Origin of the sequence: Jiella pacifica, assembly GCF_010500815.1 — a bacterium.
Lineage (GTDB): Bacteria > Pseudomonadota > Alphaproteobacteria > Rhizobiales > Rhizobiaceae > Jiella > Jiella pacifica.
Window position 1 is genome coordinate 131,074 of sequence record NZ_JAAAMG010000003.1, and the last position, 25,204, is coordinate 156,277.

Annotated in this window: 22 protein-coding genes and 1 other RNA gene; 12 read left to right on the top strand and 11 right to left on the bottom strand. The window is 66.2% G+C overall.

The features are described from left to right. Positions 1–7: 7 nt before the first annotated feature. On the top strand, positions 8–2,512 hold the full coding sequence (locus GTK09_RS05360) for a DUF1217 domain-containing protein (protein ID WP_246217722.1): 2,505 nt from the start codon (positions 8–10) through the stop codon (positions 2,510–2,512). A gap of 223 nt (positions 2,513–2,735) precedes the next feature. Here the strand turns inward: GTK09_RS05360 and GTK09_RS05365 are convergent, their stop codons facing one another. The 4 genes from GTK09_RS05365 to GTK09_RS05380 all read right to left on the bottom strand — a co-directional run bounded on the left by GTK09_RS05365 (position 2,736) and on the right by GTK09_RS05380 (position 6,255). After that, positions 2,736–3,092 (bottom strand): PepSY domain-containing protein, encoded by a 357-nt coding sequence (locus GTK09_RS05365; RefSeq protein WP_246217723.1) that lies wholly within the window; start codon positions 3,090–3,092, stop codon positions 2,736–2,738. Positions 3,093–3,313: 221 nt separating this feature from the next. Then, positions 3,314–4,039: a beta-ketoacyl-ACP reductase gene (locus tag GTK09_RS05370; protein ID WP_163461681.1), complete on the bottom strand. Its 726-nt coding sequence runs from the start codon at positions 4,037–4,039 to the stop codon at positions 3,314–3,316. Positions 4,040–4,128: 89 nt separating this feature from the next. After that, complete coding sequence (locus tag GTK09_RS05375; RefSeq protein WP_163461683.1) at positions 4,129–5,025, bottom strand: patatin-like phospholipase family protein; 897 nt, start codon at positions 5,023–5,025, stop codon at positions 4,129–4,131. A gap of 45 nt (positions 5,026–5,070) precedes the next feature. After that, on the bottom strand, positions 5,071–6,255 hold the full coding sequence (locus GTK09_RS05380) for an acetyl-CoA C-acetyltransferase (protein WP_163461685.1): 1,185 nt from the start codon (positions 6,253–6,255) through the stop codon (positions 5,071–5,073). Positions 6,256–6,648: 393 nt separating this feature from the next. On the opposite strand from GTK09_RS05380, the gene phaR reads away from it, so the two are divergent. Then, positions 6,649–7,260, top strand: coding sequence for a polyhydroxyalkanoate synthesis repressor PhaR (gene phaR / locus GTK09_RS05385; protein WP_163461687.1), 612 nt, complete (start codon positions 6,649–6,651; stop codon positions 7,258–7,260). A gap of 63 nt (positions 7,261–7,323) precedes the next feature. On the opposite strand, the gene nudC is transcribed toward phaR, so the two are convergent. Together nudC and GTK09_RS05395 are read right to left on the bottom strand one after the other, a co-directional pair. After that, on the bottom strand, positions 7,324–8,268 hold the full coding sequence (gene nudC, locus GTK09_RS05390) for an NAD(+) diphosphatase (protein WP_163461689.1): 945 nt from the start codon (positions 8,266–8,268) through the stop codon (positions 7,324–7,326). A 204-nt stretch (positions 8,269–8,472) separates the two neighbouring features. Next, positions 8,473–8,889: an HIT domain-containing protein gene (locus tag GTK09_RS05395; RefSeq protein ID WP_163461691.1), complete on the bottom strand. Its 417-nt coding sequence runs from the start codon at positions 8,887–8,889 to the stop codon at positions 8,473–8,475. Between the two features lie 77 nt (positions 8,890–8,966). Between GTK09_RS05395 and ffs the strand changes: the two genes are divergently transcribed. From ffs to GTK09_RS05440, 9 genes are all read left to right on the top strand, one after another. Then, an RNA gene (gene ffs / locus GTK09_RS05400) (signal recognition particle sRNA small type) lies at positions 8,967–9,064 on the top strand. 646 nt (positions 9,065–9,710) lie between these two features. Continuing rightward, positions 9,711–9,905, top strand: a complete 195-nt coding sequence (locus GTK09_RS05405; RefSeq protein WP_163461693.1) for a hypothetical protein — start codon at positions 9,711–9,713, stop codon at positions 9,903–9,905. Positions 9,906–9,954: 49 nt separating this feature from the next. Continuing rightward, the gene (locus GTK09_RS05410) at positions 9,955–11,457 is read left to right on the top strand and encodes an AMP nucleosidase (RefSeq protein ID WP_163461695.1); all 1,503 of its coding nucleotides are present in this window, start codon (positions 9,955–9,957) and stop codon (positions 11,455–11,457) included. 16 nt (positions 11,458–11,473) lie between these two features. Beyond that, positions 11,474–12,505, top strand: a complete 1,032-nt coding sequence (locus tag GTK09_RS05415) for an endonuclease/exonuclease/phosphatase family protein (RefSeq protein WP_163461697.1) — start codon at positions 11,474–11,476, stop codon at positions 12,503–12,505. Positions 12,506–12,833: 328 nt separating this feature from the next. Further along, positions 12,834–13,796, top strand: coding sequence for a galactofuranose ABC transporter, galactofuranose-binding protein YtfQ (gene ytfQ, locus GTK09_RS05420; protein ID WP_163461699.1), 963 nt, complete (start codon positions 12,834–12,836; stop codon positions 13,794–13,796). Between the two features lie 249 nt (positions 13,797–14,045). Further along, on the top strand, positions 14,046–15,617 hold the full coding sequence (locus GTK09_RS05425; protein ID WP_163461701.1) for a sugar ABC transporter ATP-binding protein: 1,572 nt from the start codon (positions 14,046–14,048) through the stop codon (positions 15,615–15,617). Between the two features lie 2 nt (positions 15,618–15,619). Next, positions 15,620–16,657: an ABC transporter permease gene (locus tag GTK09_RS05430; RefSeq protein WP_163461963.1), complete on the top strand. Its 1,038-nt coding sequence runs from the start codon at positions 15,620–15,622 to the stop codon at positions 16,655–16,657. Next, positions 16,654–17,634, top strand: coding sequence for a galactofuranose ABC transporter, permease protein YjfF (gene yjfF, locus GTK09_RS05435; protein ID WP_163461704.1), 981 nt, complete (start codon positions 16,654–16,656; stop codon positions 17,632–17,634). Before GTK09_RS05430 ends, yjfF begins: the two co-directional genes overlap by 4 nt. Next, positions 17,631–18,374 (top strand): FadR/GntR family transcriptional regulator, encoded by a 744-nt coding sequence (locus tag GTK09_RS05440; protein WP_163461706.1) that lies wholly within the window; start codon positions 17,631–17,633, stop codon positions 18,372–18,374. The genes yjfF and GTK09_RS05440 overlap by 4 nt, the downstream gene beginning before the upstream one ends. A gap of 394 nt (positions 18,375–18,768) precedes the next feature. Here GTK09_RS05440 and uxuA read toward each other — a convergent pair whose 3' ends face one another. The 4 genes from uxuA to GTK09_RS05460 all read right to left on the bottom strand — a co-directional run bounded on the left by uxuA (position 18,769) and on the right by GTK09_RS05460 (position 22,923). Further along, positions 18,769–19,974 (bottom strand): mannonate dehydratase, encoded by a 1,206-nt coding sequence (uxuA, locus tag GTK09_RS05445; RefSeq protein ID WP_163461707.1) that lies wholly within the window; start codon positions 19,972–19,974, stop codon positions 18,769–18,771. A gap of 47 nt (positions 19,975–20,021) precedes the next feature. Continuing rightward, positions 20,022–21,299 (bottom strand): TRAP transporter large permease, encoded by a 1,278-nt coding sequence (locus GTK09_RS05450; RefSeq protein ID WP_163461709.1) that lies wholly within the window; start codon positions 21,297–21,299, stop codon positions 20,022–20,024. A 10-nt stretch (positions 21,300–21,309) separates the two neighbouring features. Then, positions 21,310–21,852: a TRAP transporter small permease gene (locus tag GTK09_RS05455; protein ID WP_163461712.1), complete on the bottom strand. Its 543-nt coding sequence runs from the start codon at positions 21,850–21,852 to the stop codon at positions 21,310–21,312. 87 nt (positions 21,853–21,939) lie between these two features. Then, the gene (locus GTK09_RS05460; RefSeq protein ID WP_163461714.1) at positions 21,940–22,923 is read right to left on the bottom strand and encodes a C4-dicarboxylate TRAP transporter substrate-binding protein; all 984 of its coding nucleotides are present in this window, start codon (positions 22,921–22,923) and stop codon (positions 21,940–21,942) included. A gap of 110 nt (positions 22,924–23,033) precedes the next feature. Between GTK09_RS05460 and GTK09_RS05465 the strand changes: the two genes are divergently transcribed. Then, positions 23,034–23,774 carry a GntR family transcriptional regulator gene (locus tag GTK09_RS05465; RefSeq protein WP_163461716.1) on the top strand — a complete coding sequence of 247 codons (741 nt, stop codon included), beginning with the start codon at positions 23,034–23,036 and terminating at the stop codon, positions 23,772–23,774. A 24-nt stretch (positions 23,775–23,798) separates the two neighbouring features. Here the strand turns inward: GTK09_RS05465 and GTK09_RS05470 are convergent, their stop codons facing one another. Continuing rightward, positions 23,799–24,872: a diguanylate cyclase domain-containing protein gene (locus GTK09_RS05470; protein ID WP_312869644.1), complete on the bottom strand. Its 1,074-nt coding sequence runs from the start codon at positions 24,870–24,872 to the stop codon at positions 23,799–23,801. Positions 24,873–25,204 lie beyond the last annotated feature (332 nt).

Consider the following 25,204-nt stretch of genomic DNA (forward strand, 5'->3'; position numbering starts at 1 on the left):
GGCGGCCATGCTTTCGACCTTCACGACCTATCAGCTCTATACGCGCGATCAGTCCCGGGTGATCGACCGCATCGCCGCCGATCCGGTGAACACGCGGCTCGCGAGCTACTATCGCGAGAACATCGGCAAGGTGACGTCCGTCGACGAGTTCATGGGCGACTACAAGCTCTATTCCTACGCGATGACGGCCTATGGTCTGGAAGACCAGATCGATTCCCGGGCGCTGATCAGGAAGGTGCTGGAAAGCGACCTCGAGGATCCGAAGAGCTTTGCCAACAAGCTCTCCGACGAGCGTTATCGCGACTTCGCCAAGGCTTTCAGCTTCAACGCGACGAGCACCAAGACCGATCCTGCCGCCCAGACCAACGCCCAGATGCAGGTGATGGTCGAGAGCTATTCCGAGCATCGGGTCAAGGCCGGTCAGGCAAGCGCCGCCAATGCCAACCACTTCATGGAGACCATCGGCACGGTCAAGACCGTCAACCAGTTCCTGGCCGACGAGAAGCTGTTCACCGTCGCGCTCGAGGCCGCCGGCATCGACGCTTCGGTCGCTTCGGTCAGCTTCATCCGCGACGTCCTCACCGGCACCAAGGCCGACGAAATGTCGAAGAAGGGCGACGATCGCTATCTGCTTCTGGCGGCGATGCTGCCCTTCGACGAGATTGGACGGGCACCGGCCGAGGGCCTGCAATCGGCTTCGGAGAGGAACAGCACGGCTTATTTGTACTATCAGAGGAAGGGCCTCGAGAACTCGCCGCAGGCCGCCGCGCTTCAGGTTTCCTACTACGAAGCCGAGATCGGCAATGTCGAGACGGCCGACGATCTCATCGAAAATCCGCGGCTGGCCTCCGTCGCCCTGACAGCCGTCGGCCTCAACCCCGAGATCGAATCCTCCGCCTTCGTCTGGAACGTCCTGACCAGCGACCTCTCGAACCCGAAGAGCGTCGTCAACAAGATGTCCGAGGCGACCACCACCGACAAGACGCGCAAGGAGCAGTACATCGCCCTTGCCAAGATGTTCCAGTTCCAGACGGACGGCAGCCTGGCGGATGGCGACAGCGCCCAGACCACCGAGGCGGTCGAGGCGCTGACCGACGGCTATCTGGAAAAATACGCCAATGCGACGGCCTCCGCCGACAAGGTGAGCGCGTCGCTCTATGCGGCGAACGTCAAGAACGTCACGACCGTCACCGGTTTCCTCGCCAATGCCGCCGTCTACGACTATGCGCTGAAGTCCGTCGGCCTCGACCCCGAGACCACCAGCAAGTCGACGATCATGCGGGTTCTGCGCAGCGATCCGTCGGATCCGGCGAGCTATGCCGCCAAGCTCGGCGACGACCGGTACATCCGCCTGGCGGCCTCCTTCAACTTCGGCAGCGACGGCAAGCTCGCCGACATGCGCCGCGTCCAGACCGAGACCGCCCAGGGCGACACGATCGACCGCTATCTGGAGCGCATCGACGAGGACGACGACGAGGGCAAGGCCGCCGTCACCACCGCCGTCCAGGATTCGCAGGCTTTCAAGACGGCCATGCGGTCGATCTCCACCGTCGACGAATTCATCGCCAACGAGACGGCATTCGACTACGCGATGAAGGCGATCGGCTTCAATCCCGACACCCAGAACGCCGACGTCATCCGCCGGGTGGTGACGAGCGACCTTTCGGATCCGAACAGCTTCGTCAACAAGCTGAAGATTCCGGCCTATACGGCGCTCGCCTCGGCCTTCGACGTCGACGCCTATGGCAAGATCTCCATTGCCACCAACGACGACGGCAGCTCGCGCATGATCGACACCTATTTCGGCAAGGTGCTCGGCAGCGCCAATACCGACCTCATTGAGGCAGCCCGCGGGATTCTCGCCTACAACGTCGCCCTGCCCAGCGTCGCGACGATGGACGATTTCCTCGCCGATGGCGACGTGGTGAACTTCGCCCTGAAGGCCTTCGACCTCGACGGCGAGAAACTGTCGACGGCCGACATCCGAGCGATTCTGACCAGCGATCTGTCCGATTCCGAAAGCGTCGCCGGGAAGTACGGCGACAAGCGCTACCTCGAATTCGCCGCCGCCTTCAACTTCGACACCGATGGCACGATCGAACGGGACGCCATGCGCGTCCAGTCCGTGACCGCCATGCTGACCACGCAGGATCTCTATCTTCGCCAGAAGATGGAGGAGGAAGCCGGCGGCGAGAGCAACGGCGTGCGCCTCGCCCTCTATTTCAAGCGCTCGGCCGAAGACATCACCAACATCTACGAGTTCCTCGCCGACGACGCCCTGCTGGAGTTCGTCAAGACGACCTTCGGCCTGCCCGACGAGTTTTCCTCGAGCAACATCGACGTCCAGGCCCGCAATCTCGAAAAAAAGGTCGATCTGGAACAGCTGTCCGATCCGAAATACGTCGACCGGATGCTCAACCGCTTCCTCGCCATGTACGATCTGGCCAACGACACCAGTTCGAGCAGCAGCCCGGCACTGGCGATCCTCGGCAGTTCGTCCTCCTACCTCTGATCATCGCCGGATGGGCGACATCTGCCCGGCAGAGATGCGTGGGCGCTGCAGAGCGCGACGCGAGCGACGTCGGACTCGTCCTCACGGGTCGTTCACGCCGACTGTTTTCGCCAGACCGGCTCGCGCCACTCAGGTCTCATGGTCGAGCGACGATGGCCGGCAAAGAAACAGGCGATGAACGCATCGGTCCACCGCCTGTCATCGCCTTTGCTCGTCTTGGCCGTCAGCGGACGCGGATGACGGCGCCGCTGTCGCGGTCGATGTCCACCCGGATCCTGCGGCCGCGGCGATCGGTGCCGGCCACGCGGTAGCTCTGGCGAGTCTTCGTCACCGCTCCGACCTCGCGCAATCCCTGGCGTCGGGCGATGCGGATGGCCTCGCGCTCGGAAACGCCTTCGCGCACGTCGCGCCGCTCGTCCCGGCGATGCCGATAGTCGCGGTCGCCACCCCGGCGCATGTCCTCCTGCGGGACGATCCTGACACCGTCGCGGCCGATCTGGATCTGCTGCGAAAGTGCCGGTGTCGCGACCGCGAGGGCAGCTGCCACGATCATGCCGTGGGTCCAATATGATCTGCGCATGTTCAGTCTCCTCCGCCGTCGGTCTCGCCGGCTTGTCGCTGCGTGAAAGTGGAGGATAAACTGCTGATTTTGCGAATGGTTCCGCTGTGAATTGGCGGATGATCGATGCGGCCTGCCCATCGTGGCGGCGGAATCGGCAGGCGGTTATGGATGGCGCATGAGCGGTCGGCGCGACGCGTGGCCGGCGGCATCGGACGATCCGATACCGCCTGCGCCGGCATTCAGGCCAGATACTGCCCGCCATTGGCCGAAAGGGTCGCACCGGTGATGAAGCCGGCGTCGTCGGAGGTCAGGAAGACGACGCAGCGGGCGATCTCCTCGGGCTCGCCGAGCCGGCCCACCGGGATGTTCGCGACGATCTGCTTTTCCATCACTTCGGGCGGGATGGTCGCCATCATGTCGGTGTTGATGTAGCCGGGGCAGATGGCGTTGACGGTGATGTTCTTGCGGGCGCCTTCCTGGGCCAGCGCCTTGGTGAAGCCGATGTCGCCGGCTTTCGCGGCGGAATAGTTCACCTGGCCCATCTGGCCCTTCTGGCCGTTGATCGACGAGATGTTGACGATCCGGCCGAAAGAGCGGGCGCGCATGCCGTCCCAGACCGGCCGGGTCATGTTGAAGAGGCCGTTGAGATTGGTGTTGATGACCGCCTGCCAGTGCTCCGGCGTCATCTTGTGGAACATGGCGTCGCGGGTGATGCCGGCATTGTTGACGAGGATGTCGATCGGGCCGAGTTCGGCCTCGACCTTGGCGATGCCCGCGGCGCAGGCGTCGTAGGAGGCGACGTCCCACTTATAGACCGAAATGCCGGTCTCTTCCTTGAAGGCGTTCGCCCGCTCGTCGTTGCCGGCATAGGTGGCGGCGACGGTGTGGCCTGCGGCTTTCAGAGCTTTCGAGATCGCCGCGCCGATGCCGCGCGAGCCACCCGTGACGATTGCAGTTCTGGCCATTTTTCCTCCCTTTCGATGGATCCGCCGGGCGGTTGGTCGATGCCGGCGGTAACCTTCCATGAAAGACTAGGGGCGGCGGGTGGCCGTGGCTAGCCGGAATTCGCCCGATCGGCCCGAAAGGCCGCGGAATCTGCCGCAACGAGATGGGAAGTCGCGCCGAAGGCGTGGAGAAACGCCTTGCCGTCCTCGACGCCGGCGTTCCAGGTGGCGACGATCTTGCCGCGGTCGGTGAAGTCGATCTTGTCGGCCGGCACGGCTTGCGACGGCTCGACATAGACGCGATCGGGGTGGTCCGGCAGGTTGCGGAACTTGCGGGTGAGGAGCACCAGCGTGCGGCCCCGGTTGCCGCTCGGCATCGGCGCCTTCGACGTCATGCCGCCGTCGATCACCTTCCGGCCGTTCCAGCCCTGCAGGTTGAACACCGGCGGAATGACCGCGGCATTGCAGATGAGGTCGACGATGAGCCCGTCCCGGGCCGCCTGCCGCGCGTCGACAAGCTGCTGGTGGGCACCGAGCTTTTCGGGGAAGATCACGTGGGGGGTCGAGCGGATGGCGAGATCGGCGAGATAGGCGACCATCATCGGAAAGGTCGTCAGCTTGGGAAAGCCGCTATGCGGCGGATGGGCGAGCAGCACCTCGAAACAAGGGCCGTCAGCGATCCGTGCCACCGCTTCGTCGTCGAGGGTCTCGCGCACCACCTCGCGATACATCTGCTGGTGCGGCGTGAGGCCGTTTTCCTCGAACTCGTCCCAGTCGATCGAGACGTTGCAGTCGCGTCGGTCGAAGGCCGTGCCCATCACCTCGAGCAGCTTCTCGTCCCGCCCGCCGATGAAGCAGGCGGCCGCCAGCGCGCCGCCGGACACACCGGCGATGCGCTCCGGCTTCAGATCGAGCGGCCGGCGCACCGTGTCGAGAAAGCCGCCATGCCAGAAGCAGCGGGTGCCGCCGCCGGAGAAGACGAGTTGTTCGAAGGGGGCGTCGACCAAGTCAGGCGCTCCTTTCCGGCTCCTTTCAGATATACGCGGCTCGGATCACATCCGTTCGAAGCACATGGCGACACCCATGCCGCCGCCGATGCACAGCGTCGCGAGGCCCTTCTTGGCGTCGCGGCGGATCATCTCGTGGATCAGCGTGTTGAGGATGCGGTTGCCGGAGGCGCCGATCGGGTGACCGATGGCGATCGCGCCGCCATTGACGTTGACGATGTCCGGGTTCCAGCCGAGGTCCTTGTTGACGGCGCAGGCCTGGGCCGCGAAGGCCTCGTTGGCCTCGACGAGATCGAGATCGTCGACCGACCAGCCGGCCTTTTCCAGCGCCTTCTTCGAAGCGGGGATCGGGCCGGTGCCCATGATCGCCGGATCGACGCCGGCCGTCGCCCAGGAGACGATGCGCACCAGCGGCGTCAGCCCGCGCTTCTCCGCCTCGGCCTCGCTCATCAGGACGGTCGCGGCCGCGCCGTCATTGATGCCCGATGCATTGGCGGCGGTCACCGAGCCTTCCTTGTCGAAGGCCGGGCGCAGCTTGGCGATGCCCTCCATGGTGACGCCGTGCTTGATGTATTCGTCCTTGTCGACGACCGTGTCGCCTTTGCGGCCCTTGACGGTGAAGGGGACGATCTCGTCCTGGAAGCGGCCGGCCTTCTGGGCGGCCTCGGCCTTGTTCTGGCTCTTGACCGCGAACTCGTCCTGGATCTCGCGGGTGAGTTGCCACTGCCGCGCGACGTTCTCGGCGGTGTTGCCCATGTGATAGCCGTTGAAGGCGTCGATCAGCCCGTCCTTCAGCATGGTGTCGACCATCTTCAGGTCGCCCATCTTCTGGCCGGCCCTGAGATAGGCGGCGTGCGGGGCCATCGACATGGATTCCTGGCCGCCGGCGACGATCACCTTGGCGTCTCCCATGGCGATCTGCTGCATGCCGATGGCGACGGTGCGAAGGCCTGAGCCGCAGAGCTGGTTGAGCCCCCAGGCGGTGGTCTCCTTGGGGCAGCCGGCGGCCATCGCCGCCTGCCGCGCGGGGTTCTGGCCCTCGGCGGCGGTGAGGATCTGGCCCATAATGACCTCGTCCACATCGCTGGCCTCGACATTCGCCCGCGACAGGGCTTCCTTGATCGCGGCCGCGCCGAGTTCGTGGGCCGGAACCTGCGCAAAGGCGCCGTTGAACGAGCCGACCGGCGTACGCGCAGCGCCGACGATCACCACGGATTGCGTATTGCTCATTGTCATTTCCTCCGGCATTCGCGTCTTCGCGCTTCAGATAGGGCTGAGGCACGAAGGCAAAAGGGGCGGCATTCGTCAAGCCGGGGGCGGGGTCGAAGCGCGCCGCTTGCCCGGAAGGCCCCGGTTGGCGGGCGAGGGCGCGAAGGTCGGGGCCGGCCGACATCACGCCCTCCGAACGCACGGTCAGATCTCGGGAGCCACCGTGGCGGGCCGCCGCCGAGACGAGGGCGGATGGCAGCCGGTGCTTCGCTCTTTCGCGCTTGCGAAGCGCCCATGAACCATGGAACCATTTGGATTATGCCGCAACTTGTGCCTATCCTTTATGCGGCGCACATGAGCGTCCGCACAAAAGTGCGGCGTTTCCAAGTCTCGGCGGGTTCGAAGGAGTTGCCAATGGCCAGAAACGACGAAGTGACGGTCATCAAGAAGTACGCCAACCGGCGGCTCTACAACACCGGAACCAGCACCTACGTGACCCTCGAAAACCTTGCCGTCATGGTCAAGAACAACGAGGAGTTCGTCGTCCAGGACGCCAAGACCGGCGAGGACATCACCCGTTCGGTGCTGACCCAGATCATTTTCGAGCAGGAGAACAAGGGCGGCCAGAATCTGATGCCGATCGCCTTCCTGCGGCAGCTGATCCGCTTTTACGGCGACCAGATGCAGGCGGTCATCCCGGGCTATCTCGAACATTCGATGTCGGCTTTCGCCAAGGAGCAGGAAGCGTTCCGCGACAAGGTGACGGGTGCGATCACCCAGACGCCGATCAAGATCATGGAAGCCCAGGTGCGGCGCAACACGGAGATGTTCCGCCGCGCCATGATGATGTTCAATCCTTTCGTCGCCGGTGCGATGGGCGACGTCGAACCGGGGGGCGAGGCGGGCGATCCGCGCAGCAACGGCAGCACCGGTCAAAATCGCGACGACGATCTCAAGGCGATGCGCGAGCAGCTCCAGCGCATGCAGGAGCGGCTCGAGGCGCTGGACGACAAGAAGGGTGCCTGAGGCCGGGGCGGCAGTCGGAAGAGAAGCGGTACCGGAACGTCGCCCCCAAGGGTTTCGACACCTCTAAGAATCGGCGAAGGCCTTGATGAGGTGATGGGCGATGGCGAAGGGCTTCGGCACCATCAGCCCATCCGGATGGTTGCCCGCCAGCATGGCCCGGACCTCGTCGCGGGAGAACCAGCGGCAGTCCTCGAGTTCCGTCGTGTCGAAGGTGATGTCGCGGCTGGTCGCCAGCCCCAGGCAGCCGATCATCAGATTGCAGGGAAACGGCCAGGGCTGGGAGGCGAGGAAGGTGATCTCGCCGACGGCGACGCCGGCCTCTTCCATGGTTTCGCGGCGCACCGCATCCTCCAGCGTCTCCCCCGGTTCGACGAAGCCGGCGAGACAGGACCAGAAGTTCTCCGGAAATCGCGGCTGGCGGCCGAGGATGCAGCGCCCCTCTCCGTCATGGACGAGCATGATCGTCACCGGATCGGTGCGCGGAAAGATGACGTTGTCGCAGGCCGTGCATTCGCGTCGATAGCCCGCCGCGGCCGAGCGGGTCGGCTTTCCACAGACGCCGCAGAACTGGTTCTTGGCGTGCCAGCCGATCAGATGGGCGCCCTGTGCCAGACGGCCCTCCGTATCGGGATCCAGCCGCCCCTCCATGGCGATGCCGCGAAGATCCACGGCCGCGACGCCGGCCGGCGTATCGTCGTCGGCGGATGCGACGAGCGCGGCGAGCGCCGGCCGGCCGGCTGCATCGAAGCCGAGCAGGATTGCCTCGCCGAGATCGGCAGCGAGCGCCCGTGCCTCCAAAACCGAAAACCTCGCATCGAGCGCCGACCCCTCGGTCTTCACCAGCCACTTTCCGCCGGCCGAGAGATAAAGGCCGGCTTCGCCATGGGCGAGGGCGTCCGCAAGGCTTTCGGCCGTTCGCAATTCGCCGTCGCGGCGAAGCGTGTTGCCGGAAAAGCCGGTCCGCGTGCTGACCTCCGAAAAGGCGGTTTGCCCCTCGATCTCGCTCATCCGTGGTCTCCGCTGGTGGCGTGAATTCGTCATTTGTCATCGATGCCGGCCCCGCGATCCGGCCGTAAGGCGGCCAAATCTGTAGGCGCCAGCGGAAAATCACTCTGCTGGGGGCACCGGGCACCCGGCTTGTGCCTTCGAGCGACGTGAACCCTGGTGTCGGAACCGGATCACCCCGAGGCGATCACCCGTGTCGTAGCGCTGCTATCTCTCCGAATGCAACGACTTGGCAAGCCCGTCCCGCGTCGTCGCCAGGGCTTCGTCCCCATAGGGCTCGGCTTGCCCGAAGCCCCAGACCGGCCCCGGCCAGCCAGGATCCCCGGCGCGCCGCGCGATGACGTGGACGTGCAGCATCGGCACCATGTTGCCGAGCGAGCCGACATTGATCTTGTCGGCGCCGGCGAAGCCCTTCAGCGCCTTGGCGACCATGCAGGTCTCGAAGGTCAGGGTCGTCTGGTCGAGGGGGGTGAGATCGTGCAACTCGGTGATTCCATCCCTCTGGGGAACGAGGATCAGCCACGGCCAGCGGCGATCCTTCATCAGGCGGACCGTGCAGAGGCCGAGCGTGGCGACCTCCACGGTGTCGGCCGCAAGTCGCGGGTCGAGTTGGAACTGGTGCATGGGGTCGCGTGCCTCCCGTCGGTCCTTTTCGGTACCCCGCTTGCAATTAGGCGTCTTTTCGCCGATATGGAGCCCCGGGAGGTTGGTGGTGGACGAGCCACTCGCCAACCGGGTCAGGTCCGGAAGGAAGCAGCCCCAACGAGCTATGGCACGGGTCATCGTGCCAGCCTCCCACCCTCTTTTTTCCGGCCGCGATCCGCATTGGTGCCGCCCTTAGGGCCGGCGCCCCTGCAGAGGCGCGGCGGATCCGTTCCTGCTCGAACGGATGGGGCTTTCCGGTCGATCCGTGCTTCACTGGGCTAGACCATGCGACCGGCCGTCCGGTTCGGATCGGCGCCGTCTCGGTGCGCGACGGCGATTGCCGTTCGTCGGTGGCCGACTTTACATCCCGGGCGCCGCTCCCGGGCCTCTTTCTCTTTCCGTTCTGCCGATGTCAGCGAGACGCCCGCCGGACGCCCACGGCGGGCGAGCCATGGCGCCCGACGGCCGATCAAGGACGCGAAAACCACTCCCGCATCCGGCAGTTTCGCCGCCCTCGGCCGAGCCCTGCCGGAGCCGATCGCTCTCCGCCGGGGCAGTTCCCCGCGCGCCGCTGGTCTCGCAGTGCGGCAGAGTGGTCGACCCGGGCGCAATCTTCGCGTAAGTTTGCCGCTGCAGGAGAGGCCGCTGATGCCGTGCAGCGCAACGAACATGCGACGGTCGGCGGTTTCGGCGCCCTCGTCGGGCGCAATCGGACGGGTCGCGTTCGGCCATGAACTGGCCTATGGCCCGAAGAGGGTGGTGAACCCTTCAACATCTGGTACGAAGAAGCGGATCACACGATGTACACACGCCTTACCGTCCTGACGATTCTGATCGCGTTGTTCGGTCTCGGCATGAGCTACCTCGTCCAGCGGCCTGCCCCGGCAACGTCCACCAGCTTCGTCGCTTCGGTTTCGGGCGGCACTTGCGACTATTCCTCCGGAACGCTCTGCCGCATCAATCGCGCCGGACCCGGCGTGCAGGCGAAATTTTGACGCTTCCCCCGTCTTACCGGCGCCATCGACCGGCATTACAGCTCATGCCATGACAGTCTTCGACACCCCGACCGAACACCTGCCGATCGTCTCCCCCGAGGCCGCTCCCCCCCGACCGTTCGGCAATGCCGACGAAGCGGTGGCCGAGTTGCGGCGCCTCTACGAGCGTTCGGTCGCCTTTCTCTCGAAGAGCTTCGACGAGGTCCTTTCGAGCGCGAGCGCCTCGCGGCGCTACAGGGCCTTCTATCCGGAAGTCTCGGTGACGACCCGCACCCACGCCCGGGTGGATTCGCGGCTCGCCTTCGGCCACGTGCCGCTGCCGGGCGACTATGCCGCGACGGTCACCCGGCCCGATCTCTTCGATCGCTATCTCGCCGAGCAGCTCGATCTCATCCTGAAGAACCATGGGCAGCCGGTCCATATCGGCGATTCGACGACGCCGATCCCGCTGCATTTCGCGCTGCCCGACGGTGTCCATGTCGACGGCGGGATGGCGGAGAAGCTCGACCACCCCTTGCGGGACATCTTCGACGTTCCCGATCTCGGCGCCACCGACGACAGGATCGTCAACGGCACCTTCGAGCCATACCCGGGCGAACGTCTGCCGCTCGCCCCCTTCACGGCGCAGCGCGTCGACTATTCGCTGCACCGGCTCTCCCACTACACCGCGACGCGGCCGCTGCATTTTCAGAACTTCGTCCTGTTCACCAACTACCAGTTCTATGTCGACGAGTTCTGCATGCTGGCGCGTGAGATGATGCGCCGCGGCGGCGAGGGATTCGAGGAATTCGTCGAGCCCGGCGACATGGTGACGCCGGCGGGCTTCGAGCAGCCGGTGTCGGGAACGGCGCCGCTCAGACTGCCGCAGATGCCGGCCTATCATCTGAAGCGCGCCGATGGCAGCGGCATCACCATGATCAACATCGGCGTCGGCCCCTCGAACGCCAAGACGATCACCGATCATGTCGCGGTGTTGCGTCCGCATGCCTGGCTGATGCTCGGCCACTGCGCCGGCCTCAGAAACAGCCAGGCGCTCGGCGACTACGTCCTCGCCCATGCCTATGTGCGCGAGGACCATGTCCTCGACGCAGACCTGCCGCTGTGGGTGCCGATCCCGGCGCTGGCCGAAGTGCAGGTGGCGCTGGAAAAGGCGGTGGAGGAGGTGACGGGCCTCTCCGGCTACGATCTGAAGCGGATCATGCGCACCGGCACGGTCGCGACCATCGACAACCGCAACTGGGAGCTTCGCGACCAGCGCGAGCCGGTGCAGCGGCTGTCGCAGTCGCGGGCGATCGCCCTCGACATGGAATCGGCGACGATCGCCGCCAACGGTTTTCGCTTCCGCGTTCCCTACGGCACGCTGCTCTGCGTTTCCGACAAGCCGCTGCATGGCGAGTTGAAGCTGCCGGGCATGGCGACTGAATTCTATCGGCGGCAGGTCTCTCAGCATCTGAAGATCGGCATGCGGGCGCTGCAGCTGATGAGCGAGTTGCCGTCGGAGCGGGTGCATTCGCGCAAGCTGCGCTCCTTCTTCGAGACGGCCTTCCAGTGACGGCGGATCCCCTCTGTTGAAGACTTCGCTCTCCCGGATCGCGGCAAGCATCATCATCGGCGTGGCGCTTGTCGCCGCGGCGGCTCTCGTCGCCGGCTTCTTCGGCAGGACGGTGCCGTTCTTCGATTCCCTGGCGCAGTTCCGCGCCCATCTCACCGTCGCGCTCTTCGTGCTCGCGCTTCTCCTGATCGTCATGCGCTCCGTCGCGGCGGCGACCGTCGCCACGATCGTTGCCGCCTATGCGGCGGTTTCGGTGTCGCCCTTCCTGATGCCGCGCCCGGCGGGCGAACCGCATCGGGTGGCGCCCGCCAATACCGCGCTGGTCGGGCGGGGGCCGCTGAAGCTCCTGCAGATGAACCTTCGCTTCAACGCCGATCCCGTGCCTGCCGTCACCACCATCGCCCGGCTGGATCCGGACGTCCTGACGCTGCAGGAGATCAACCGCCGCTGGGTGGAGGCGATCGAACCTTTGCGCTCGGGCTATCCCTATGCCGCTTTCTGCGGCGTCGGGGAGGCCGTCGGCGGCGTCGCGATCCTGTCGCGGGTCCCGTTCGTCCAGGCCGATGCGGCCTGCCGGGTCGACGACGGCTTCGTCTCCCGCCGCCTCGATCTCGGCAATGGCCAAGAGCTGACGGTGGTATCGGAACATCTCGCCTGGCCCTGGCCGTTTCGCCAGGGCCGGCAGGTCGCCGCCCTCGGCGAAGAGGTGCTGCCGAAGCTCCAGATGCCGTTGCTGATCGCCGGCGATTTCAACGCCGCGCCCTGGAGTGCGACGGTCCAGCGTTATGCCGGAGCCTCCCGCACCACGCCGGCGACCGGCATCGGTCCGACATGGCTGCCGAGCGCACTGCCCGCCCCGTTGCGGCGGCTCGTCGGTCTGCCGCTCGACAACGTCCTCGCCTCGGACGGGGTACGCCTCGTTTCCGTGGCGACCGAGCCGGCCACTGCCTCCGACCACCTGCCCATCCTGGTCACATTCGACGTGCCGTCCGCGTCCTCCGGTGGGGCGTCGCCGGCGCGTTTCGTCGGCCGCGCCGCCGCGCGCTGACGCGGCGCTGGTGGGAGATTGCCGACGCAGGAACGGCTTGCATCGCCGGACCGATCATCCTGGCGTTGCAGTGGCGTGATCCTCTTGGCCGTCCTGTGGCGGCCTGGCTCCTGCCGCAGAAGCAAAACCTGACGGGATCGGGCGACGGTCGGTCTGGCTCCGCGTCCGGCACCTGTCCGGACGGCGCGGTTCTGCCCGCAATCGATGCGGGTAGCCGGCGCGCTGGAAAACCGGCGAGAGGCGTGCGCGAGACCACTGGACATCATTTATCATATAATAGTATCCTTGCGGACATCCGGTGGAGGCCGGACGTTTTCGGGAGGAATTCATGAAGATTTTGAAGACGCTTGCCGGCGCCGTGGCGATGGCTGGCCTGATGGCCGGATCGGCCGTCGCCGCCGACATGACCGTCGGCTTCTCGCAGATCGGATCGGAGTCCGGCTGGCGCGCCGCCGAGACGACGCTGACCAGGGAGCAGGCCGAGAAGCGCGGCATCGACCTGAAATTCGCCGACGCCCAGCAGAAGCAGGAAAACCAGATCAAGGCGATCCGCTCCTTTATCGCGCAGGGCGTCGATGCGATCCTGCTCGCGCCGGTGGTCGCAACCGGTTGGGACCAGGTGCTGGAAGAGGCCAAGGACGCCGAGATCCCCGTCGTGCTGCTCGACCGGCAGGTGGACTCGTCCGACGATCTCTATCTGACGGCGGTCGGCTCCGATCTCGAGCATGAGGGCGAGGTCGCCGGCCAGTGGCTGGTCGACAACGTCGGCGACAAGGACTGCAACGTCGTCGAGCTGCAGGGCACCACCGGTTCCTCGCCGGCGATCAAGCGCAAGGCGGGCTTCGAAAAGGCGATCGCGGGCCACGACAACATCGAGATCGTCCGCTCGCAGACCGGCGACTTCACCCGCACCAAGGGCAAGGAAGTCATGGAGAGCTTCCTGAAGGCGGAGAACGGCGGCAAGGACATCTGCGCCCTCTACGCCCACAACGACGACATGGCCGTCGGCGCCATCCAGGCGATCAAGGAAGCCGGCCTGAAGCCGGGCTCGGACATCCTCGTCGTCTCGATCGACGCGGTTCCGGACATCTTCCTCGCCATGGCCGCGGGCGAGGCCAACGCCACCGTCGAGCTGACACCGAACATGGCCGGCCCGGCCTTCGATGCGCTGGAAGCCTACAAGAAGGACGGCACCATGCCGCCGAAGTTCATCCAGACGGAATCGAAGCTCTTCACCCAGTCGGACGATCCGAAGGCCGTCTACGAAGAGAAGAAGAACCAGGGTTACTGAGCCATCATTGGTTCCGTCGGCCGGCCGGCATTCTGGACATAGGCCGGCCGACGTTTTTTATTCGCGCGTTTCCGGCCGGGGCAGGGGTTCCGGCCGGAAGCCCCTGATTGCGGCGAGGTTCGCCGCGCCCGATGCTGCCGCCTCGATGCAACCTTCCGGGAGAGATCGCCGCCCGACGGCAGGCCTGACGCGCAACGGCTCGGGCGCGCCTGGCGGTGGGCGGCGCCTTCCATCGTTATGGAAAAGGCTATGGCCAGGAGCGAGCCGCTGCTACGCGCAGAAGGCGTCACCAAGGAATTCTTCGGCGTCACGGCGCTTTCGAATGTCGACTTCGAGCTTGCCGCGGGCGAGATTCACGCCCTCGTCGGCGAAAACGGCGCCGGGAAGTCGACCCTGATCAAGATCCTGACCGGCGCCTATCGCCGCGATCGCGGCAAGATCACGCTCGAAGGCGAGCCCGTCGATCCCGCCGACGTCAAGGATGCGCAGAAGCTCGGCATCGGCACCGTCTATCAGGAGGTCAACCTCCTGCCCAATCTGACCGTCGCCGAGAACCTGTTTCTCGGCCGCGAGCCGAAACGCTTCGGCCTGACGAGCCACCGCGAGGCGAACCGCCGCTCGCGTGAGATCCTCTCGCAATACGGGCTCGACATCGACGTGACGGCGGTGCTCGCGACCTATTCCGTCGCGGTGCGCCAGATCGTCGCCATCGCGCGGGCGGTCGATCTGTCCGGCAAGGTGCTGATCCTCGACGAGCCGACGGCCAGCCTCGACGCCGCCGAGGTCACGCGGCTCTTTGCCATTCTCGAAGGCCTCAAGGCGCGGGGCCTCGGCATCGTCTTCATCACCCACTTCTTCGATCAGGTCTATCGCATCGCAGACCGCGTCACGATCCTGAGGAACGGCCAGAAGGTGGCGACGCGGCCGATCGAGGGCCTGGAGCGCCTCGAGCTCGTCTCGATGATGCTCGGCCGCGAGCTGAAGGAACAGGAGGCGCATGCCGCCGAACCGGTGGATTATTCCCGAAAACCCGTCATCGCGTCGTTTCAGGGCATCGGCAAGCGGGGGCGGATCGCGCCGTTCGATCTGACGATGCATGCCGGCGAGGTGGTCGGTGTCGCCGGGCTGCTCGGCTCGGGCCGCACCGAGACGGCCGAGCTGATGTTCGGCATTGCCCAGCCCGACGAGGGCCGGATTTCGGTGGACGGCAGCCCGGTGAGTTTCTCCTCGCCCCGCGAGGCCATTCGCCACGGTTTCGGCTTCTGCCCGGAAGACCGCAAGCTGGACGGGATCGTCGAAGACCTGTCGGTGCGCGAGAACGTCATCCTCGCGTTGCAGGCCCGGCGCGGCTGGGCCAAGCCCCTGTCGCGAAAGGAACAGGAAGAGATCGCCGACCGCTACATCGCCGCCCTCGACATCCGCACGAGCGACCGGGAAAAGCCGATCAAGTTCCTTTCCGGCGGCAACCAGCAGAAGGTCATCCTCGCCCGCTGGCTCGCCACCGACCCGCGACTGCTGATCCTCGACGAGCCGACCCGCGGCATCGACGTCGGCGCCCATGCCGAGATCATCCGGCTGATCGGTGAACTTCGGGAGCGCGGCATGTCGCTGCTGGTCATTTCCTCGGAACTCGAAGAACTCGTCGCCTATGCGACGCGGGTGCGGGTGCTCGCCGACCGGCGTCACACCGGCGAGCTCGAGGCCGGCGCCATCACCCCCGACACCATCATGCGGGCGATCGCCGCTGGCGAGGACGAGACGCCGGGCGATCGGGGCGGCCAGGGCCGCGCCACCGAAATCATGGCGGAGGGCGCCGCGTGACCATGCCTGCCACGCTCAAGCGGGTTCTGCCGCAACTGATCGCGCTCCTCGTCATCCTGGCGCTCAACACCGCGATCGCGCCGGGCTTTCTCGACATCGCCTATGCCAATGGCCGGCTCTATGGCAGCCTGATCGACATCCTCAATCGCGGCGCGCCGGTGGCGCTGCTCGCCATCGGCATGACCCTCGTCATCGCCACCCGGGGGATCGACCTGTCCGTCGGCGCGGTCATGGCGATCTGCGGCGCCGTCGCCGCGGCGCTGATCACCAGCGACCACTCGCTGCCGGCAACGATCCTCATGACGCTCGGCGTCGGCATTCTGTGCGGGCTGTGGAACGGCGCCCTCGTCGCGTTCCTCGGCATCCAGCCGATCATCGCGACGCTTATCCTGATGGTGGCAGGGCGCGGCATCGCCCAGCTGATCACCGAAGGCGTCATCCTCACCTTCAACGTCCCAGGCCTGATCTTCGTCGGCAGCGGCTCGGTCTTCGGCCTGCCCTTCCCGGTGATCCTGTGGGTCGTCCTCGGCATCGCTGCGACGCTCATCTTCCGCACGACGGCTCTCGGGCTCCTGGTGGAAGCGATCGGGATCAACCGCCGGGCCTCGGCGCTGGCCGGCATCGGCACCTCGGCGCTGCTTCTCGCCGTTTACGCGGCATCGGGCCTCTGCGCCGCCGTGGCCGGCATCGTCGCGGCCGCCGACATCCGCGGCGCCGACGCCAACAATGCCGGCCTGTGGCTGGAGCTCGACGCCATCCTCGCCGTCGTCGTCGGCGGCAATTCGCTGATGGGCGGGCGCTTCTCGATCGCCGGCTCGCTGATCGGCGCGATGATCATCCAGTCGGTCAACACCGGCATCCTGCTCGCCGGCTTCCCGCCGGAGTTCAACCTCGTCATCAAGGCGGCGATCATCGTCGTCATTCTCGTCGTCCAGTCGCCGGCGAGCCACACGCTCTTTGCCTTCGTCAAGAACCGTCCCGGCCGCACCATCGGGGCTCCGACACCCGCCGCCAAGACCAAGGAAGAGGCCGCGCGATGACCTCGTCGAGACTGTTTCCGCTGGCGACGACCTTCGTCATCTTCCTCATCGCCTACGGCCTCTGCATCGCCGAATTCCCCAACATGCTGTCGACCCGGGTGGTCGGCAATCTCCTCACCGACAATGCCTTTCTCGGCATCGCCGCGGTCGGCATGACCTTCGTCATCCTGTCCGGTGGCATCGACCTGTCGATCGGCTCGGTGATCGCCTTTACCGGGGTGTTCCTGGCCGTGGCGATGGGCGACTGGGGCCTGCCGCCGGTCCTTGCCCTGGTGATCGTCCTCGTTTTGACCACGGCCTTCGGCGCGGTGATGGGGGCGATGATCCACTATCTCGCCATGCCGCCCTTCATCGTGACGCTGGCCGGCATGTTCTTCGCCAGAGGCATGGCCTTCCTGCTGTCGATCGAATCCGTGCCGATAAGGGTCGAGCTCTACGATACGCTGCAGGGTCTCTATTTCCGCATGCCGGGGGGCGGGCGCCTGAGCTTCGTCGGCCTGTCGATGCTCGCCGTCGTCCTCCTCGGCATCCTGATCGCCCATTTCACCTCCTTCGGCCGCAACGTCTACGCCATCGGCGGCAACCGGCAGTCGGCCGAGCTCATGGGCGTGCCGATCGCCCGCACGACCATCCTCATCTACGCGCTGTCGAGCTTCCTCGCCGGCCTCGCCGGGATCGCCTTTTCGCTCTATACGTCAGCCGGCTATTCACTGGCGGCGGTGGGCGTCGAACTCGACGCGATCGCCGCCGTCGTCATCGGCGGCACGCTTCTGACCGGCGGGTCCGGCTATGTCGCCGGGACGCTGCTCGGGATCCTGATCATGGGGCTGATCCAGACCTACATTGTCTTCGACGGGACGCTGTCGAGCTGGTGGACGAAGATCGTCATCGGCCTGCTTCTGTTCAGCTTCATCGCCCTGCAGCGCGGCCTCGTCTGGCTCAGCGCGCGTCGCCGCGGCGCCGCCATGCCGGCATGACCGGCCTCCTCGCCATCACCGGCGCCGGGCGGACGATCCGCTCGAGCCATGGCCATGTGGTGGCGACCCTCGGCCGCGAGATCGTCGGCGGGCGCTTTCCGCCGGGCTCGATCCTGCCGGGCGACAAGGAGCTCGGCGAGGTCTTCGGGGTGTCGCGCACGGTGCTGCGGGAGGCGATGAAGACGCTCGCCGCCAAGCGGCTCATCGAGGCGAAGACCCGGGTCGGGACGAAGGTGCTCGAACGCGAGCAGTGGAACTTCCTCGATCCCGATGTCCTGCGCTGGCGGGTTGAGACCGGCCTCGACGCCCGCTTCATCGAGGATCTGGCGACGATGCGGCTCGCCTTCGAGCCCGAGGCGGCGGCGCTCGCATGCCGGCGGGCGGGGCCGGCGGACATCGAAAGGCTCGGGCGGATCGTCGAGGAACTCGGCGATCCCGGCCACGACCGCACCTCGATCGCCCAAGTGGATCTGAAGTTCCACCTCGCCGTCGCCGATATTTCGCAAAACCCCTTCATGCGCGCGACCAGCGGTCTGATCGAGGCGGCGCTCGCCTGCGTCCTGCGGCTATCCTCGCCGGCCGAGGATGCCGAGATGATCCGCGAATGCGCCGACAATCACCGCCTGATCGTCGAGGCCATCGCCTCGGGCGACGAAGACCGGGCGCGGGCGACGATGCGCACCGTCATCGAACTCGGCGCCGCGCGAACACAGACGGCGCTGGGGGATGGGGCGGGGTGAGGGACATCCTCCTCCTTGTCAAAGTCGGAAGGATTCGCGCAGGTCCAGAGCGGTGACGGGAACGGCGGAGGCGCCCTCTCTCCCCTCGTGGGAGAGAAAGCGATTTCATCGTCTTGGCGAAGCCAAGCGATAGAAATCGCAAGAGAGGGGTTCACCGGTTCCCTCCGTCCCGGCATTGCAGAAGGTCCCGGCGCCTGACCGAGCCGGCGGTGGCGGCGTCAACGGTGAAACCCCTCTCTTGTCATTCTCAAGGTTTGGACCTCGGCAGGCCGAGGACCAACTCCTTGGAATGACCTTCTCTCCCACAAGGGGGAGAGAGGGCGGCTTGCCATTCGCCGCCCCGTCGCGAAAGACGCGAGCCGTACGCCCGCCTGGCGTCGATCGCGCAGGATCTTCACCCCGCCCGGTACCCCAGCCCCGCGATCACCCCGCGCAGTTCCGCCAGCCCCTTCAGTCGCCCGATCGCCGGGTATCCCGGCTGGGCCTTGCGCGACAGGTCGTCGAGAATGTCCTGGCCGTGATCCGGTCGGAACGGGATCGAAACGTCCGCGCGGCCCGCCGCCTTGCGCCGCGCCTCTTCCTTCAGCGCCGCGGCGACCAGCGCCACCATGTCGGTGTCGCCCGACAGGTGCTCGGCCTCGTAGAAGGAGGCGGGCAGGGCGTCGCCCTCGCGGATGGTGTTGCGCAGGTGCAGGAAATGCACCCGGTCGCCCAGCCGCTCCATCATGCCGGGCAGGTCGCTGTCGGGGCGCACTCCGAGCGAGCCCGAGCACAGGGTGATGCCGTTGGCGGGAACGTCGACCGCGTCCATGATCGTCCGGTAGTGCGCCTCCGTCGACATGATGCGCGGCAGGCCGAGGAGGGGGAAGGGCGGGTCGTCGGGATGGCAGCACAGCCGGATGCCGAGCTCTTCGGCGAGCGGCGCGACCTCGGACAGGAAGTCGACGAAATGCCGCCGCAGCCCGTCCTCGCCGATGGGGCCGTATTCGGCGAGATGGGCGCGAACGTCCGCCAGCGTGAAATGCTCGGCAGCACCAGGCAGGCCGAAGACGACGTTTTCCGCGAGCTTCGCCTTCCGGACCTCGTCCATCTCGGCAAAGCGCCTTTCGGCATCCGCGGCGACCGCTTCCGGAAAGCTCTCGCGGGCGCCGGGGCGCTCGAGGATGAAGATGTCGAAGGCGGCGAAGTCAACGAGGTCGAAGCGCATGGCCGTCCCGCCATGGGAGACGCGATAGGCGAGGTCGGTGCGGGTCCAGTCGAGCACCGGCATGAAATTGTAGCAGACGATCTCGATGCCGGCCGCCGCGAGATGCTTCAGGCTGGTCCGGTAGTTCTCGAAATGCGTGCGAAAATCGCCGGTCTGCTTCTTGATGTCTTCCGAGACAGGCAGGCTCTCGACCACCTCCCAGGCGATGCCGGAGGGCGAGCGGTCCTTGCGCGTCGCGATCTCGCGCTGGCGCCTTGCGATCGCCTCCGGCGTCCAGACGTTGCCGGTCGGCTCGTGGTGGAGCGCCGAAACGACGCCCTCGACGCCGGCCTGCAGCATGTCGTCGACGCTCACGAGATCGCCGGGGCCGAACCAACGCCAGGTCTGCCGCATCGTTTCTCCTCACTCAGGTTGGGTTGAAAAGCCGGGATTGCGCCGGCTTACATCAATAGGTTTGGCAGCAAGAGCACGAGCCCGGGCATGAAGGCCAGGATCGTCACGACAATGAGGATGGCCGCCACGAAGGGCAGCGATTCCTTGACGTAGTCCTCGATCGGGCAGTCGAGAATGCTGCAGACCGCATACATGGCGACACCCACGGGAGGCGTCATGCCGCCGAGGGTGACGATGGTCATCATCAGGATGCCGAAATGCACCGGGTCGACCCCCAGCGGCTGGACGATCGGCAGGACGATCGGGGTCAGAAGCAGGACCAGCACCGTCGCCTCGATGAAAAGGCCGCAGAGGAAGACGAAGAGGAGGATCAGGAAGACGACGACGATCGGTTCGCTCGACAGGCCGAGCAACAGTTCGGCGATGGTCTGGGGCGCGCGTTCGAAGACAATGGCATAGCCGACCATGCCGGAAAACAGGATGATCAGCGTGATGACGCCGACGTCGACGACAGTCTCGCCCAAGGCATCCTGAAAGCCCTCCCAGGTCAGCTCGCGGTGGAGAAAGAAGCCGACCACGATGGCATAGACGACGGCGAAGGCGCCGACTTCCGAGGCCGTGAAGACGCCGCTGCGGATGGAGACGAGCAGGGCGACCGGAAAGAGCAGCGCCCAGATCGCATCCACCAGCGTCGCGACGACCGTGCGCCAGCTGGGGAGCTCCTTGGTCTCGGCGCCGTAGCCACGCTTCCTGGCGACGATCCAGACCGTCGCCATCAGAGCGACCATCATCATCAGGCCGGGAATGACGCCGGCGAGAAACAGGCGGCCGATCGAGACGTTGCCGACGAAGCCGTAGAGGATGAGGCCGAGGCTCGGCGGGATGGTCGCGGTGATCAGCGAGCCGACGGCGATGGTGGCGGCGGTGAAGCCCTTGCCATAGCCGGAGCGGATCATCTCCGGCCCGAGGATCCGAGCTTCCATCGCAGCGTCCGCGACGGCCGAGCCGGAGACGCCGCCCATGAAGGTCGACAGGAGGATGCAGACCTGGGCGAGGCCGCCGGCCATCCAGGAGACGAGGGCGTTGGAGCAGTCGATCAGCCGGCGGGTGATGCCGGTCTTGTTCATCATGTGGCCGGCGAGCAGGAACAGCGGCACGGCCAGCAGCGGAAAGCTCTGCGAGGCGGTGGCGACCTGCTGGATGCCGATCGAGACCGGGATGAACTGGCTGGTCAAAAAGAAGCTGAAGCCGGCGATTCCGATCGCAAACGCGATCGGCATGCCGAGAAGCATCAGCGCGAAGAACAGGATGGTCGGCAGAAGCATGGGGTTTGGCTCACAATTCGCCGGCGGTGCGCACGCTCGGGGCGTGGCCGTCGTCCGGGGTCTCGCCGGCGTCGCTGCGCGGCTCGGGCGAATAGACGAGGCCGCCGGAGCGGATGGCGCGGACGAGCTGGGCGAGGAGGATGAGGGCGAGGGCGATGCAGCCGGCCGGGACGGCGGCCGTGACCCATGCATAGGAGATGCCGCTGTCGCCGAAGATCCGCGCCGTGTTGAGCAGCGTCAGCTGGATGCCGAACCAGCCCATGGTGGCGAGGAAGGCGAGAGCCAGGATGGAAAGCAGGATTTCGATCGCCCGGCGGGCCGGGAAGGGCAGCTTGGCGACGAAGTAGTCGACGCCGATATGGGCCTTGCGGCGCATCGCCTTCAGCGCCCCGAAGAAGCAGAGCCAGACGAAGGCGGCCTGGGCCATGTCGACCGACCAGATGATCGGATGCCCCACGAAGCGCGACGCCGCACCGGTGAAGACGAGGACGACGACGGCGGCGAGAAGGACGCGGCCGATGGCGTCTTCCAGGCGGGTGACGAATGCGGACATGGGGGTGATTGCGCCGGTTCGAAGAGGGCGAGGAGTTGGCGGCGCCCCGAAGGACGCCGCCGGATCCCGGTGTCGAGGAGTGTCGGCTCAGTTGCCGGCGAGAACCGCGTCGACCTCTTTCTTCAGATCGGCGTAGCCGAGGGTCTCGTAGACGCCGGCGGTGGCTTCCTTGAAGGGCGTGACGTCGATCTCGTCGATCGACATACCGGCCTTCTCCATCTCCGCATCGACCCTGGCGATGGCGTCCTCGGTGCCCTTGGAAGCGACGTCGCCGGCGGCGAGCGCCTCTTCCGAGACGATGGTCTTCAGATCGTCAGGCAGCGAGTCGAACCACTGGCCGGAGGTGACGAGGCCGGTGAGGAGGCCGATATGGCCGGTCTTGGTCAGGTGCTTGGCGACTTCGAACAGCTTGGCGCCGTAGACGGCGGTGTCCTGCGCCTCGGCGGCGTCGATGGCGTTCTGCTGCAGGGCCGGATAGACCTCGGTCCAGCCCATCGGCGTCGGGGTCGCGCCCATCGCCTTGATCGTCTCGATCCATACCGGCGCGCCGGGGGTGCGCATGCGCACGCCGGCGAGATCGGCCGGTTTCGACACGGCGTTCTGGGTGACGAGATGGCGGGCGCCCTGCCACCAGTTGAAGGACAGGATCTTCAGGCCTGCCGTCGAATTGAGCTCCTCGGCCCAGCCGTTGAACAGATCGGAGGTGGTGATCTTGCGATACTCGTCGAAGCCGCTGGCGAGATAGGGACCGCCGAGGACGCCGATGTCGTTGACGAAGACCGCCAGACGGCCGGGATCGACCAGCACGGCGACATTGGCGCCGGCGCGGGCCTGTTCGAGCACGTCCTCGTCCTTGCCGAGCTGCGAGCTCGGGAAGATGCGGATCTCGACCTTGCCGCCGGAGCGCTCGGCGACCTTGTCGCGGAACGTCTCGAGGCCCTTGTAGATCGGGTCCTGCTGGGTCAGGGCGGTGTTGACGTTGAGCTGGTAGTCCTGGGCGAGGGCAGTCTGCCCCGAGCCGACGATGAGGCAGCCGACGAGAGCCGCCGCGGCGAAAGCCGTTCGAAACATGGTGAGGAACCTCCCGATTCATGGCAGCGGCGGACTTCTCCCTCCGGTCGCTTGCCTGATCTGGCTAGTATGGTAGTATGAATGCCGGATTGGCAAGTGGAATTTTCGGCATGCTGAAGATCGACGAAAAGGGGGCCGTCGCGCCGCAGATCTACGGGGCGCTCCGCCAGGCGATCATCACCATGGCCCTGAAGCCCGGGCAGGCGCTTTCGGAAAAGGAGATTGCCCTCAGCTTCGGCTCCAGCCGGCAGCCGGCGCGCGAGGCCTTCATCAAGCTGGCCGAGGCCGGTCTCGTCCGCATCCTGCCGCAGCGCGGCACCTTCGTCGTCAAGGTCTCGCCCCGCCAGGTGGCCGATGCGCGCTTCGTGCGCGAGGCGGTGGAGGTGGCGGTGGCGCGGCACTGCTGCCTGTCGGCGAGCGCGGCAGCGCTCGATGCGCTTGAGCAGGTCGTTGCGGGCCAGGAAGAGGCCGCTGCGGCGAACGACCATGCCGGCTTCCTCGCGCTGGACGAAAAATTCCACAAGGGTCTCGCCGAGGCGATCGGCTGCAGCGAGGCGTGGCGGGTGATCGAGATGGGCAAGGCGCAGATGGACCGGGTGCGTTATCTCTCGCTTCCCGAGGCTTCGCCGATGTCGCTTCTGATCGACCAGCATCGCGACATTCTTCGCGCCATCCGGGCCGGCGATGCCGACGGCGCGGCGGCGGCCGTGCGCATCCATCTGCGCGAGATCCTGCTCGCTTTGCCGCGGCTCGCCAAGGCCTTTCCGGAGCTCTTCGAGGACGAGGAGCTGCCGGGCCATGCGGCCGATTTACAGCCGGCGCTGCGGGTCGGTGCCGTCGAGGGGCGCTGAAAGCAGGGCTGTGGGAAGCGGGCGCTACGTCAGCCGCGCGCGGCTCTCGATCGAGAGGCGGCCGTCGAAGACGCTCACCGTCCCGCGGCCGGAAGCCTTTGCGGCATAGAGTGCCGCGTCGGCCTGACAGTAGAGCGTGTCCCCGATCGTGCCGTTCGAGAACGCGATGCCGACGGAAGCGCCGATGTCCACCCGTCGCCCTCCTATGGGCATCGGCCGCCGCATCAGCCGTACCACCGCCGCGCCGAGGCGCCTGATCGTCGCGCGCGGCGTCTGCGGGCCGAAAACCACGGCGAACTCGTCCCCGCCGATCCGCGCGACGCATTCGCTGCGGGAGCCGAGGAGGGAGAGTCGCCGCCCGACTTCCTTCAAGCAGTCGTCCCCGACCAGATGGCCGAACGCGTCGTTGACCTCCTTGAAGCGGTCGAGATCGATCAGCATGACGGCGCCCGCCGGGAAAGCCTCGACGCCATCCGCCGGTTCGCCGGTGATCAGCGCCTGGAAGCGGCTGCGATTGGCGAGGCCGGTGAGGGAATCGAATTCCGCCATATAGCGAAGGCGTAGCGTCGCCGCCTTTTCGGCCGTGATGTCCTGCTTCATGCCGAAGATGCGCACCGGCTCACCGTCGACGCATTCGACCGACGCGGTGATGCGGATCCAGCGCCGGGTGCCCCGCGCGGTGACGATTTCGGCGTCGAGGCAAAAGCCGGTCCGGTCCTCGATGGCTTTCGAGCGGATCGTCTCCAACTCGTCGCGGGTGGCTTGCGGATAGCATTCGAGGGTCCGCCCGCGGTCGAGAGCCGATCCACGCGGCAGATCGAAGATGTCGTAGACGACGTCGCTCCAGCGCAGGCTGCAATCGTTGAGCTCGCATTCCCAGACGCCGATCCTAGCGGCGGCGGAGGCGCGATCGAAGATCTTCCGGCTGTGCGCGACCTCCGCCTTCAACTGGCCGATCACCGCTTCCTGCTCGGCAATCCTAGCCTCCAACGCGGTGATCTTGGCGATCGGCCGTTTCGAGACGACGGGCAGAGCGATCATCTGGCCGGGTTCTGCCGGCGGCGAATCCTTCATCTGCATGTTGGGGAGGTTGGACACGGCAAGCCTTCGCTTTTGACGGAACGGCAAACGGAATTTTAGGAAGAGAGGATTGCTGGAGAGTAAACTTCGGTTGACACTTTACCCGGCCACCTCCTCGACACCCCTTTCATCCCAACGAAGCACGACGGCAGACGGAACCGATGCGGGCCGTCGCGACAGCAACCAGCCACGCGTGATCGATGTCGATCACCGACGCCATCCGGAAGCGACGGTCTCCGACTTTCCCGATGAACAGTCTTCCCAGGTTCGACGGTTGCCGCAACAGCGGCATCCCACGGTCCGGCTGTAAAGTCGATCCGCGGCCACTTCGTCGCGCGGTCTCCGCCGGC